This window comes from Flavobacterium frigoris (assembly GCF_900111075.1).
Classification (GTDB): Bacteria; Bacteroidota; Bacteroidia; order Flavobacteriales; family Flavobacteriaceae; genus Flavobacterium; species Flavobacterium frigoris.
In genome coordinates, this window is sequence record NZ_FOFZ01000003.1 from 122,160 (window position 1) to 136,003 (window position 13,844).

At 32.8% G+C, this 13,844-nt stretch carries 9 protein-coding genes and 1 riboswitch; of the genes, 2 read left to right on the forward strand and 7 right to left on the reverse strand.

All coding sequences use genetic code 11. From position 1 onward, the window contains the following. Positions 1 to 9: 9 nt before the first annotated feature. Positions 10 to 3,117 (reverse strand): SusC/RagA family TonB-linked outer membrane protein, encoded by a 3,108-nt coding sequence (locus BMW63_RS06005; protein WP_074722272.1) that lies wholly within the window; start codon positions 3,115 to 3,117, stop codon positions 10 to 12. Between the two features lie 339 nt (positions 3,118 to 3,456). Between BMW63_RS06005 and BMW63_RS06010 the strand changes: the two genes are divergently transcribed. After that, positions 3,457 to 6,330 carry a triple tyrosine motif-containing protein gene (locus tag BMW63_RS06010; RefSeq protein ID WP_074722274.1) on the forward strand — a complete coding sequence of 958 codons (2,874 nt, stop codon included), beginning with the start codon at positions 3,457 to 3,459 and terminating at the stop codon, positions 6,328 to 6,330. 542 nt (positions 6,331 to 6,872) lie between these two features. On the opposite strand, the gene BMW63_RS06015 is transcribed toward BMW63_RS06010, so the two are convergent. The 5 genes from BMW63_RS06015 to BMW63_RS06035 all read right to left on the reverse strand — a co-directional run bounded on the left by BMW63_RS06015 (position 6,873) and on the right by BMW63_RS06035 (position 9,983). Further along, positions 6,873 to 7,262, reverse strand: coding sequence for an acyl-CoA thioesterase (locus tag BMW63_RS06015; protein ID WP_074722276.1), 390 nt, complete (start codon positions 7,260 to 7,262; stop codon positions 6,873 to 6,875). A 343-nt stretch (positions 7,263 to 7,605) separates the two neighbouring features. Continuing rightward, on the reverse strand, positions 7,606 to 7,830 hold the full coding sequence (locus BMW63_RS06020; RefSeq protein WP_074722278.1) for a hypothetical protein: 225 nt from the start codon (positions 7,828 to 7,830) through the stop codon (positions 7,606 to 7,608). Positions 7,831 to 8,019: 189 nt separating this feature from the next. Beyond that, positions 8,020 to 8,206: riboswitch (cobalamin riboswitch) on the reverse strand. 811 nt (positions 8,207 to 9,017) lie between these two features. After that, positions 9,018 to 9,410, reverse strand: a complete 393-nt coding sequence (locus BMW63_RS06025; protein ID WP_074722280.1) for a response regulator — start codon at positions 9,408 to 9,410, stop codon at positions 9,018 to 9,020. Further along, complete coding sequence (locus BMW63_RS06030; protein WP_245744890.1) at positions 9,397 to 9,573, reverse strand: hypothetical protein; 177 nt, start codon at positions 9,571 to 9,573, stop codon at positions 9,397 to 9,399. Before BMW63_RS06030 ends, BMW63_RS06025 begins: the two co-directional genes overlap by 14 nt. Positions 9,574 to 9,620: 47 nt before the next feature. After that, entirely contained in the window at positions 9,621 to 9,983 is a 363-nt protein-coding gene (locus BMW63_RS06035) for a HAMP domain-containing histidine kinase (RefSeq protein ID WP_074722282.1), read from the reverse strand. A 392-nt stretch (positions 9,984 to 10,375) separates the two neighbouring features. Here BMW63_RS06035 and BMW63_RS18100 point away from each other — a divergent pair, with 392 nt between their 5' ends. After that, a complete protein-coding gene (locus tag BMW63_RS18100) occupies positions 10,376 to 10,522 on the forward strand; it encodes a hypothetical protein (RefSeq protein WP_175460265.1) in 147 nt (48 codons plus the stop codon). Positions 10,523 to 11,540: 1,018 nt separating this feature from the next. Here BMW63_RS18100 and bglX read toward each other — a convergent pair. Further along, on the reverse strand, positions 11,541 to 13,841 hold the full coding sequence (bglX, locus tag BMW63_RS06040) for a beta-glucosidase BglX (protein ID WP_074722284.1): 2,301 nt from the start codon (positions 13,839 to 13,841) through the stop codon (positions 11,541 to 11,543). Between the last annotated feature and the right edge of the window lie 3 nt (positions 13,842 to 13,844).

Consider the following 13,844-nt stretch of genomic DNA (forward strand, 5'->3'; position numbering starts at 1 on the left):
TATCTTTTATTAAAATTGTAAATTAACACCTAGCATGAATGTTCTCGCTTGTGGATAAAATCCTCTATCAATTCCCATTACTCCTCCACCAATTTCAGGATCATATCCAGAATATTTAGTAAAAGTGAATAAGTTCTCAGCTGTTAAATAAATTCTTGTTTTTTGTAAACCCGCTTTATTAATGACATCACTTGGCAATGTATAACCAAACTGAACCGTTTTAAATCTTAAATAATCTCCGTCTTCTAAATAAAAATCAGATGGGTTATTAAAGTTTTTATTCGTGTCATCTGTAGTCAACCTTGGAAAGGTATTTGAAGTTCCTTCTCCTGTCCAACGACCTAATGCAGTAGTTTGAAAATTAGCATTTCCAATGTCTAACCTACGTAAACCTTGAAAGATTTTATTACCACTAGCACCTTGTGCAAAAACTAATAGATCGAAATTTTTATAATCTAAATTGATAGTGAAACCAAAAGTATATTTCGGTATTGGACTTCCTAAAAATTCTCTATCATCTGATGTGATTTGTCCATCTCCATTTACATCTTTCCAACGGAAATCTCCTGGAACTGCATTAGGTTGAATCAATCCACCACTAGCATTTGTGTATGCATTTACTTCAGTTTGATTTTGGAATATACCTGCTGTTTTAAATCCGTAAAAGGCATTGTACGGTTGTCCTACTTGCACTCTTGTTATGGGATAAGTACTAGACTGAATAGTTTGACCTCCTGATAAGAAATCAATTCCGTTACCTAAATTCGTGACTTTATTATCTAAATAAGACACATTAGCGTTAATGGACATATTTACCTGCCCCACTGTTTTGCGGTACCCCAATTCAAAATCTATACCTTTATTCTGCATATCAGCAACGTTACCTACAGGATTTCCTGTTGAACCCACATATCCAGGAATTATAATATCTTGTAGAATACCCACTGTTTTTTTATCATATAGATCTACCGAAAGATTAAAGTCATTAAAAATTGTTGCATCAAAACCTATATTAGCCTGACTAGTCTCTTCCCACTTTAAATCTGGATTTGAAGGAGCATTAGGACTATTGCCTATAGTTACTAAACCTGAATTCCCAATAGTGTAGTTTCTTCCTCCGCCAATTGTAGCTAAATATCTAAAATCACCAATAGCATCATTACCCGTTACTCCATAACCACCTCTAAATTTCAATTGACTGATTACGTCGTTTTCTTTCCAAAATTCTTCCTTTGAAGCTACCCAACCCAAAGAGAACGATGGAAAAGTACCATACTTATTATTTGAACCAAATCTTGAAGAACCATCTCTACGGACAATACCTGTTACCAAGTACTTTTCTTTATAATCATAATTTAATCTTGAAAATAAAGAGGTTACAATATGCTCTGAGCCAGTGTAAGCATATGCAACTATTTGATCTGTAGGCACACTGAAATTAAATGATGCATCTATATAGCTAGTTACAGGAATGTCATAATATGTTACTCCGCTACCGCTTGTGATATTATCAACATACGAGCCTTGACCTACTAAAACACTGAAATTATGACTACTAATAAGTCTAGAATAAGACGCAATATTTTCAATATTCCAACCAAATCCAGTATTGGTACTTCTTGATATATTATTTCTAGCAACAATACTTGAAGCATTTAAATACGATTCAGGAGTAAAACTTTCGCTACCCCAATACCCTAATTTCCCACCTAGAGTTGTACGTATTTTTAATCCAGTTATAGGTTCCACTTCTAAATAAGCATTACCAACAAAATTATCAGACCAAACATAATTGCCTAACTTCGTTTGAATATATGCCAATGGATTAGACATTTCCTGACCTACATTAGATGAAATACCGTAAGGATTCCCATTAGCATCTCTAATAGCACCGCTATTTGTATAAGGAGATTGGTTAGAAAGAATTGGATCAGTTTCCACGATTGGTGTTAGAGGATCTAAATTAATTGCAGAACTTAAGACTCCGCCAAACTCACTATTCGTATTTCCTACTCCAACACTTTTCTCTCTAGAATAACCTAATGTTTGACCAAAAGTAATTTTCTTAGTTATTTTATGTGTAGAATTTAATCTAATGTTTTTTCTTATATAATTAGAAATATCAGTGGCAACAATTCCTTCTTGATCCAAAAGACCAAATGAAACATAAAAAGTCGAAACCTCATTTCCACCACTTAAGCTTAATTCATGACCAACACGTTTTGCACTATTGTTAAAAATAGCCGATTGCCAATCCGTACCAGTACCGTAAGAAGCAGGATCTGTAAACTTTATTCCATCACCACCAGCTACGGAAGCTTCGTTCATTAATGTTGCATATTGCGTTGCATTTAGCAAATCTAATTTCCTAGCTGGAGCAGATATACCTGTGTAACCATTATAACTCACACTGACCTTTCCAGATTTCCCTTTTTTAGTAGTTACTAAAATCACACCTGTTGCAGCCCTCGCACCATAAATTGCTTGAGAAGCTGCATCTTTTAAAACTTCTATAGAAGCAATATCCGATTGATTTAAATAACCTATTCCTCCGGCATCTACCACAACTCCGTCAACAACCCAAAGTGGCTCGTTATTCCCGAAAGTAGTAATTCCTCTAACACGTATTGTTGCAGAGGAACCTGGTTGTCCAGAGTTTGCTGCAATCGTCAAACCTGAAACTCTACCTTGCAAGGACTGCTCAACTCTTGTAATAGGCAAATCTTCTAGGTCTGATGCTTTGATACTAGAAATAGCTCCAGTAACAACGCTTTTCTTTTGAGTTCCATACCCTACAACAACCACCTCGTTTAAATCTTGTGACTGTGAAACCAATTTAATAGTAATAGAAGATCGCCCTTTAATAGGTTCGGCTATCGTAGCATATCCAATATAGCTAATTAGTAAGACTCCATTAATAGGAGCTTTAAACTGAAACTTTCCATCAAAATCTGAAGAGGTTGATTCTGTACTCCCTTTCAATAAAATTGATGCCCCTGGAATTGGCATTCCTGCTTCATCATTGACTATTCCGTTCACTACAACATCTTGTGCTTGTGCATAAACTGAGAATAGTATCAATGAAAAACAAAAAATAAGTAATTTTCTTAATTTCATTTTTCTATAATTTTTGGTTAATTATTTAGTTATTTACCGCAATAATACCTCTTTAATTTTGGTATTGGCATTTTTAAATTATTACAAAAACACATCAACTAACAAAATATAACTTAACAAAAACACATCAAAATAATTACAAAACATTATTAATAAGACCTTTAAATATTAAAAAAAAATATTTAAAAATATAATCAACTAAAACAAACACTACAATAGTTAAAAATCAAGTATTTTAGCTTTTATTCGACAATCAAGGTATCAAAATGATTTAAGAAAAGTAGTTTCAACTTATAAAACTACTTCTAAATAAAACTACTCATTACACATTATAGTATTATGAAATACACATCATTAAACCTACTACTTCTAGGGCTTCTAATGACTTCAACATTACTAACAAGTCAAGTAAAAAACATTGGGCTTCCTGACATACGCAACTACAAAAGATCCGATTATAAGGGAGGAACGCAAAACTGGGATATTGACCAAGATAAAAATGGCAACTTATATTTCGCAAACAATAACGGCCTACTTCAATTTGACGGTTCATCTTGGAAAAAATATTCATTACCAAATTCCTTTGCAGTCAGATCGATAAAAATTGATGATTCCGGTAAAATATTTGTTGGCGGCTATAGTGAATTTGGTTTTTTCGAATCCAATAAAAAAGGAAAGCTTGAATATTTTTCTTTATCAAAGATGATTAATAAGGACGCGAACAATCCAATAGACTTCATTTGGAAAATACATATCCGTGGTATAGAAGTAATTTTTCAATCCTTTGAAAAAATTTACATATACAAAAACAAGCAGCTCAAAATACGCAATGCACCTAATCGATTTCAATTTTCCTTTATAATCAACAATAAACTGTATCTCCAAGACATTGCACTGGGGATACTAGAGTATAAAAACGATACATTCATTCCTCTAAAAGGTTCAAGAATACTAAACAATAACGAGGTATGGGGAATGTTTCCAATGCCCAATAACAAAATATTAGTCGCCACTTTAAGCAAAGGACTTTTTATTTATGATGGAAAAGGAATGACACCTTGGAAGAACGAAGCCAATGAATTTATTAAAAAAAATAGCTCGCTAGGTGGAGTCAATATAACGAATCGTTTTATCGCTATAAATTCTGTATTAGACGGAATAATCATTTGCGACCTTAATGGCAAAATTATTCAGCACATCAATCATAAAAAAGGTTTGCAAAACAATACCGTGCTCACTTCCTTTATTGATAATAAAAACAATCTCTGGCTAGGCCTTGATAACGGGATCGCATTTATTAATGAAAGCTCCCCTTTTTCCTACTTTGGCTTTAGTTATGATTTAAGCACTGTTTACGCTTCCGTTATTTTTAATGACAAATTGTACGTAGCGACTAATCAAGGAGTCTTTTGCCACACTTGGAACAAGACAATTAAGGAGGATGCTTTTTCACTCGTAAAAGGTACAACTGGCCAAGCATGGGATTTACAAATAATCGATAATCTGTTGTTCTGCGCACACAATAGAGGAGCATTGCTTATCGAAAGTCCGAATGCTGTTAAAATACTTGACAATAGAGGTTACTTTGGCTTTAAAAAAATACCTAATCATCCAAATTTTATCATTGGCTCCACTTACAATGGTTTTACGCTATTTGAAAAAACACAAAATGGTTGGGAATTTAAAAATAAAATCGCTGGTTTTAATAAATCAACAAACACTTTTGAAATAGATAGATATAATCTTTGGCTAAAAAAAGATGATTTATTATACCAACTAGAATTGTCTAAAAACTTAACAAAATTCACTAAAATAAAATGCTACCAGCAGTTAGCGAAAGAAACGAAAGGAATAACTAGTATTCAGCATTTTAATAATAAAATATATTTTCAAACTAAAAATCATTTCTACAAATATTCGCAGCAACAAGGGACATTCTATGAAGATCAGACAATTAGTGCTATATTTAAAAATGTTCCCTTAATAAACGCACTGACTGAAGATAGATTAGGTAATTTATGGTATGCATTCGATGAGTCACTAGGAGTATTGCTAAAAAGCACAAATAGTACGTACAAAAACTCTATATCCCCTTTTTCTAATTTAACCGGTAACTTAGTCAATAACTATCTTTCTATAAATACAGTTGATTCCGCTAATGTATTTATCGGACTAACAGATGGATTAGCTCATTATAACGCTAGTTTATCAAAGAGCTTCATAACAAAGCCCAAAGTATTTATACAGAGCTTTTCCTTCCCAAACGACACGCTACTATTAGGTAATGGAAGAACAAAACTGAACGACTACACTATCCCTTATAAATCAAACTCAGTGCGATTTATCTTTTCCTCACCTACTTATGAAAATGTTGAAAATGTTGAATTTTCATATCTATTAAATGGTTTTACTGACAAATGGAGTCCATGGTCAACATCTTTAATTAAAGAATACACTAACTTAAGAGAAGGTAATTATAAAATGAAATTAAAGGCCCGAAATAGCTATGGAATCGAATCAGATAGTACCACTTTTAATTTTACGATTTCCCCTCCATGGTATAGGCATTTTCTAACTTATTTATTTTATATATCGATCATAATAGCTACAATCCTTTTCATCCAAAGGAGAATAAAAGTTAAAATTAGAAAAAATAAATATTACGAAACGATAGAACAGAGAAGAATATATTTGGAAAAAGAATCTAAGATTAGACAAGAGCAGTACAAACTTGAAAAAGAAATTGAAAAGCTACAAAATGATAAACTTCAAATAAAAATATTAACCAAAGACAAAGAACTCGTAAACAACTCACTTCAAGTTGTCAAGAAAAATAAAATACTAAATGGAATAATCCACAAACTAAAAGATATTAATGTGGAATCATTTGACGACTCAACAAAGTTAAAGCTTAACAAATTAAACAAGAGCATCACTAAAGAGGTAACTGCCGATAAAAGTTGGAATGATTTAGAAAAACACATTAAAAATGTGCATTTTGATTTCTTAAAAAGATTAAAAGAAAAACATCCAACTATTTCCCCTAGAGAGCTTGATTTATCTACTTATCTATTAATGAACATGTCTACAAAGGAGATAGCAGAAATAATGAACATTTCAAACGGCGGCGTTGAACTGGCCCGTTATCGATTAAGAAAAAAATTACAACTAAATAAAAAAGAAAATCTTGTGGGTTTTTTAATCGCTATTTAAGGCACTGTCTTGCACTATCTTGCACTGTCTCTTAAAGTGTGTAAGTTCAAAATAAATTGAGTTAGATTTATTAATTGAACTCATAATTTTTAAAATAGTCATTTTAAAACAAAAAAGGAAGCCAACACCGTAAATCAACTCTTGGTCTAAAAAAAACTATAAAAACAATTTAGATCTTTATTTGTAGAAGAGGTTAAAAAATATTTTATATTTAAAAAAAACCGCCTCTAAACTAAATTTGAGACGGTTCTATTTCATGAAGGTTAGGGGCTAACCAATTTCCTGTTCCCTTATAAAACCGATTTAAAATCACTTTATCAACAGTTACATCATACCAAACTACATTCGACTATTAGCTGTAAATATTGGTTTTTTTCGCATTCGATTCCATTATCTTTATCGAATTGAGTGACAGATCTGATGGGCAACATAAAAGGTCGATTATTCCATTTGTCCGTGCCTGTTGCTATTTCCTTAAAATTATTTCCTAGATATATTAACTCCTAGGGTTTGTTTTTAGAATTTCTTGGCACTAAAAAAATCTAATTCTTAACTATAAACTCTGGTTTCTTGTTTACGTCAATCGCAACAAAGGTAAATTCTCCAGTAATCGCTTTTTCACGATGCTCTGAATACATTTCCTCAATGAAAATATCAACACTCACTTTCATACTTGTGTTACCTAAATGACTCACAGCACCTACTAATTCAATAATCGTTCCTGCTGGAATTGGTTTTTTGAAATCAATTTTGTCGCTGCTTACCGTTACCATTATTTGGCGGCTGAAACGTGTTGCCGTAATGAAAGCAACTTCATCCATAAGTTGCATTGCAGTACCACCAAAAAGCGTGTCGTAATGATTGGTGGTGCTTGGGAAAACGGCTTTAAAAATTCGTGTTTCTGCTTTTTTTATTTTTTCTTCGGTAGTCATTGTATTTTAGTTTTTTAAGGTTTTATCTAAAAATAGTTCCTAGATAATTTAAAATTAGTTCTGAAAAACATGGTGATAATAATCCGATTATAGTTCTTCCAAATAGGCATAAAGCGAACATTATTATCCTTCTTCATTAAAAAAATATTGGAAATAAATTGAATTTGTGATTTTTGTAAAATTCGGAAGTAATGTACTTTTCGTCATTATCAGAGCATCTTTCCTTTTACATGTTGTACTATCCAAAATGTCTGTTGATAGCCAAAGTCCATCACAAAATACATGTCAAGTTTGTTTTACGATTGGTATAAATTAGTTTCATTACAACATTACAGAATGGTACTTAAAATTGGCGCCGTATCAACAATTTGATCGTAGAACAAAAAAAAATAGAATGTTTTAACTCTACTCCTGATTCTTGTTCTAACTGACTGTCTTCAATACATCCTATGCTGCCTCCATGTATCAGTTCTTTTCTTGAATTTTTGTCTGACCAATATTGCTCGCAGGCTTTTTTAGGTTCTCTGTCACTACCAATTCGCGGATAGTCAAGATTGTGCGTTTGCATTTGTAACTTTTTAAATGGTTTATAATCATTATGAAAAGCTCTTTAATTATTTCACAATACTTTTGCAATAAAAATGGTAAGAAAGAAAAATGCGTAAAGAAAAAGGACAACCCCTAATTATCCTACTAAGGATATTTGAACTTGTATAAAAACACATTTGTCTGACTAAAAGCTTCAAATCGCGAAAGCATTGTCAATTCGAAAAAGGCAGGTCTCCTGACTTGTAACGGTGTCCATCGTCCTTCCCGCCTTTGGCAGTGGATGCTCGTGGATGAAAACCTTTGGTGTGTTACTTACAGTTGCGCGACAGTTCGTGATTTACACACGATTCCCTATTAATCTACAGTTAAGTAAAGCCTTTTCCGGTTGATGAAGTATATAAGAACTACTCTAAGGCTAAGATAGCGATAAATCCAACAAGATGTATTTCTATTCACTACTTTTAGTACATTTTTAATTTACAAAAGCGCGCCCCCTATTTATGTATTTATTTTGTCAACATCTGATTCTCCTTGTACTAATTGTCTAATTTATTCCTTTAAGCCAGTACGCAACACTTCTATTAAAAACAAAAGATTCTGTAATAAGAGCCTCTATACTTATATTTAATGTTGCTAATCCTTTTGCTTCCTGACCTTCTTTGTACATTGCTTGCTTTTAGAACATCACAAGCGTTTCATTGCTCTAAGTAGAATTGTACAAAGCTCCATTAACATCATTCAATGTTTTATCGATTGCGAAATTTTTTTGAGTATCGCTGTTACTGGTGTTTTTATTTTGAAAATCGAGATGGAACTCCATGGTATTAGTACAATTTACAAATAGTACTCTTTGGTCGTCTAGTGTTACCTCCAAACCGTGCTACTACCTCTTTAAAACTACAGCTGATTAAATCTAAAAGATTCCTTTCTTTGTTAGTACTAGGAACACGACTAAGAATATGACTATCAATAGTTATAATTTATTTCTATTGATCACAGACCTTCTAGTTCGTGCATCACAAAGAAAGGAAATAACCTCCGCTGTTGTAAATAGATTTCTATATGAATTTTCTTTGATACGATCTTTTGAATTAATTACCGTTGTAAAGCCAATCAAAGCTGCTATTTAATTCTTACCTTAATAAATCAAGTTCATTCGTTTAAATTTAAAAAATTTAGTTTGTCCGTATTGGCTCAGCTTTTTTGCTAAAATATCTCTTTGAAATCCTCAATTGTTATTGGTTTCAGAATATATATTTTTATTTGATCTTGATATGGTTTTGCCTTATTTGTACCCGAACTACTATCCGATGAACTAATTATACAAACATGGGTTTTGTTATCAGTCGCCTTGTTGAATTTTTTAAACTCATCTAAAAATTGCCATCCATCCATAATTGGCATATTTATATCCAGTAAAATTACATCCGGCATGCCTAAACCTAAACTTATATTCTCTTTTATTTTTTCGACAGCTTCAAGCCCATTAAAAAAAGAGGATGCATTAATACCCAAGTTGTTGTTTTTAAATAAATTGGGTATTATAAAATGAAAAAAATTATCGTCATCAATGACATATACTTCCCTAAACTTCTTCATTTAAATGTATTTTAAAAACCGTTCGTTGCCCTACTATACTTTGAACTTCTATACTTCCACCCGTCGCTTCTATCTTGTTTTGTATAATAAACAGTCCAATGTCTCTCGAATCATGATTATTATGCAACGTTTCATACATTCCAAATAACTTATCCCCATGCAATTTTAAATTCCTTCCTTCCCCATTATCTTCTATAACTAATTTTTTTTTTATCCTTCTGAGACCACCATATAACTAATTACTGGGATTCTACCTAGCGCACAATATTTGATAGCATTAGATGTTAGATCAAATAAAATGCTTTCTAAATATGCAGGATTAGAAATTACTGTTTCTTCATCTGAAATTGAATTTTGAATGATGACCTTATTCTTATTAATTTCATCTTCTAAAACAGCTAAGGCTTTTGCTAAATGTAAATTTATGTTTACTTTTTTAAGTTTAGGATGCAACGCAGTTTGAACTTCCAACAACTCCTTTAAATTATCAATTGTTTCTGCTAACACACGAGATGAAGAGCCTAAATACAAATTAGTTCCCCTTAAACTGACTTCATCTTTTTCTTCTTCCATTAGATTCAATAACATTTCAATATTACCGGCATAAGAACGCAGATTATGAGAAACGATATGAGCAAAATATAAGAACCTCTTCTTTTGCTCGGCAATAACTTCAAGAGATTTTATAATTTCCTCTTCCTTTTCTTTTTGTGAGGAAACATCAATATTTGTACCTATGATTATAATTTGAATCCCGCTTAATTATTTTCCCTCAGGTCAAAACCCACTTATATTTGCCAGATTTTGTTAAAATTCGTTTTGAGTTTTCGTAGTAAGTTGTACAACTGTCGTTATGAAGATCAATGTTATTTAAATATTTTTCTTTATCCAACGGATTAATTCTATTCTCCCGATAGCGGATTTATAATCCATTCTTTTAATAATACCCCCACCCATGTCTCTATTTGATAAAACCAAAAACCTACCAAAAAGCAGAATTTATATATCAATTAGTAGAAAGCTTAATGGCCTCTTTTCCCGAAGAGGACGAATATATTCAGTACACCAAAGAATTTATGCGTGCTGATTCAATGATTATTCCAGCTAAATAGCGGGTGCCGAAGGGGGTGATTTATACAGTATTCGCATGCAAAATGCCGCTATTATTAAAGACCATGCCATGCATTTATATGTTCATGTCGGCAGTTTACGTTTTCATGAAAGCTATAAAGATCTAGAATATATAAAACTCATCCGTAAAGAACTCGATGAATTTAGATTGTTATTTCTAGACTAGGTAAATAGTTCCGATACTAACAACCACATCTGGGATGAATGGGTCTATTCAATCCTCCAGGCGCCATCGCTCCTACTGAAAGTGACGATTTTGATATTGATGATTTTGATATTGACAATTTATTTGATGATGAAGACTAAATTTTTTTTATACAGCTTGCAAATCCTGCTGCAAAATGAGGCCTATATCTTATTCTCAGGAGAGAGTCCAACTTTAAGATTATATTTACGGATATCCAATTTATCTCTGGGCAATTTAAAATTTAATCGAAACCAACCATTATCCTATTTTTGTAATTTCAGAACTTTTGAGAAGAAAATAAGATCAAAATAAAAAAATTAACTAAATGAAATTTATTATATCTACATATTTTCTATTTTTTATAACAATCGTTAATCCCCAAGTCAAACTCCGATCTTGGAACATAGAAAACCTAGACATATCCAATTCTTTTCAGGAATAAATCCTGCACTGGATTCGGGTCTTTCTGCTATTTCAACTTCCCATTTATAAGTGTCTTATACTGAAAAGAATGTCTAATTTACTGTAGTGTACCATAAGTAATAAATGTATTTTTTTTCATTATTGATTGTGGTTAATTTGTATTCTAATTTTATGTAATTACTCGTCAGTTTATGATGCTATTATAAAATTGTTTACATCTTTACAAAGTCAAATTCAGGCTTTGAAATTTATTGTACGCGTAAAGGAACAAAAATATTTACAGTTTTTGTTATTCGAAACTGACATATAAATACTATTTCAAAAACTATAAAAAAACCCTTCGGTATTTTATTACCGAAGGGCGAATCAAAAAATAAACAAACCAAAATTTATTTCATCAATTCAAAACCAACATTATTAACTGCGTTTGAATCTGTTCCTACGAAAATTTGGAAAGCACCAGGCTCTGCAACAAATTCAAGATCAGAGTTATAAAATTTCAAATCTTCGACAAAGATTTCAAAAGTTACTTTTTTTATTTCTCCTTTTTTAAGCAATATTTTTTGGAACCCCTTCAATTCTCTTATTGGTCTTGTCACAGAACCTACTAGATCTCTTATGTACAATTGAACAACCTCTTTTCCATCATAATTTCCTGTATTTGAAAGATCAACTGTTACTTTCAAAGTCTCATTAATTTTCATTTTATCAGATGAGATTTCCAAGTTCGAATAATCGAAAGTCGTATAGCTCAAACCATATCCAAAAGCAAATAATGGTTCGTTTCTCTCATCGATGAAATTAGATCTGAATTTTTCGAACTTACCTTCTTTATTCATTAATGGTCTTCCAGTATTTTTCTGGTTATAATAAATAGGTACTTGTCCTACACTTCTAGGGAAAGTAGCCGTTAATTTTCCAGAAGGGTTTTCATTGCCAAATAATACATCGGCAATGGCAAATCCTGCTTCACTTCCTGCAAACCAAGTATTCAAAATAGCAGGAACCGTTTCGTTTTCCTGAACCAAAACTAAAGGTCGACCTGTGAATAAAACTAAAACTACTGGCTTCCCCGTTTTTAATAATTCTTTTAGTAAATCTTTTTGGGCTTGCGGTATTTCTAGATTTGTTCTGCTACTGCTCTCTCCACTCATTTCTGCAGATTCTCCAAGCGCTGCGACAATGATATCTGATTGATTAGCGATTTTCAAGGCTTCGGCCAATAATTCTTGTGAAGTTCTATCATCACGGTGTAGTGTTTTACCGAACATTGTTGCTTTTTCTTCAAAAGCAGCATCGTAATCAAGGTTGCTTCCTTTGGCGTAAAGCAACTTAGTATCTTTTCCAGCAACTTCTTTCATGCCTGCAATCAGTGAAATGGATTTATCCATATTTGTAGCAACACTCCAAGTTCCTGCCATATTTTCTTTGGCATCAGCCAATGGTCCAATAACAGCAATCGTTCCTGATTTTTTTAATGGTAAAAGTTGCTTTTCATTTTTAAGCAAAACCAAAGATTGAGCGGCCGTATTTCTTGCTTCTAATCGATTTGCAGCGGTGAATATTTCATTCTTAGCTCTAGTCACATCACAATACCTATAAGGATCATGAAATAACCCCAAATCATATTTGGCATTCAAAATAAGACGCACAGCATTGTCTAATTGTGCCATACTCACTTTATTTTCGTCCAAGGATTTCTTCAAAGTAGTCAAAAAACCTTCACCTACCATATCCATTTCAACTCCTGCGTGCAACGCTAGAGCTGACACAGTTTGCAAATCTCCCATACCGTGATCAATCATTTCATTGATTCCGGTATAATCAGTAACCACAAATCCATCAAAACCCCATTGCTTTCTCAGGACATCAGTCATTAACCATTTGTTTCCCGTTGCCGGAATTCCATCAACTTCATTAAAAGAAGCCATAACTGAACCTACTCCAGCATCAATGGCAGCTTTATAAGGCGGAAAATACTCATTGTACATTCTAATTCTACTCATATCCACGGTATTGTAATCGCGTCCCGCCTCTGGTGCTCCATACAAAGCAAAATGTTTTACACAGGATAATATCGAATTGTTTTTTGACAAATCATCTTGTTGATAGCCGTGCACCATCGCTTTGGCTATTTCACTACCTAAATAAGTATCTTCACCGGAACCTTCAGAAACTCTTCCCCAGCGCGGGTCACGAGACACATCCACCATTGGCGAAAAAGTCCAGTTTATTCCGTCAGCACTAGCTTCTTGCGCAGCTATTTGGGCACTACGCTCAATTAACTTCATATCCCAAGTAGAAGATAGCCCAAGTGGTATTGGGAAAGTTGTTTCGTATCCATGAATTACATCCATTCCGAAAAGTAATGGAATTTTCAAGCGGCTTTTTTCAACAGCAATCTTCTGTACTTCCTTAATTTTTTGTACAGACTTGATATTAAAAAGACCACCCACTTTTCCTTCTTCAATATTTTTAGCTATATTAGAACTATTGGCAGCCCCTGTTGTAATATCTCCTGAAGTAGGCAGGTTCAACTGTCCTATTTTTTCATCTACAGTCATTCTTGCCATTAAATCAGCAACAAACATCTCTCTCGGTTTGATTGTTATCTCTTTTTTTTTTCTCTTTTTTTGGCTGTAGCCAAATAGTGAAAGACATAAGAGCACTATAATTAATTTGTTCTTCATTTC

Excerpts from the sequence above, each read along its gene's own strand:
- bglX (WP_074722284.1), bottom strand. The coding sequence starts at position 13,841 with ATGAAGAACAAATTAATTATAGTGCTCTTATGTCTTTCACTATTTGGC.
- BMW63_RS06020 (WP_074722278.1), bottom strand. The coding sequence starts at position 7,830 with ATGCAAACGCACAATCTTGACTATCCGCGAATTGGTAGTGACAGAGAA.
- BMW63_RS06015 (WP_074722276.1), bottom strand. The coding sequence starts at position 7,262 with ATGACTACCGAAGAAAAAATAAAAAAAGCAGAAACACGAATTTTTAAA.
- BMW63_RS06025 (WP_074722280.1), bottom strand. The coding sequence starts at position 9,410 with ATGAAGAAGTTTAGGGAAGTATATGTCATTGATGACGATAATTTTTTT.
- BMW63_RS06010 (WP_074722274.1), top strand. The coding sequence starts at position 3,457 with ATGAAATACACATCATTAAACCTACTACTTCTAGGGCTTCTAATGACT.
- BMW63_RS06005 (WP_074722272.1), bottom strand. The coding sequence starts at position 3,117 with ATGAAATTAAGAAAATTACTTATTTTTTGTTTTTCATTGATACTATTC.
- BMW63_RS06035 (WP_074722282.1), bottom strand. The coding sequence starts at position 9,983 with ATGGAAGAAGAAAAAGATGAAGTCAGTTTAAGGGGAACTAATTTGTAT.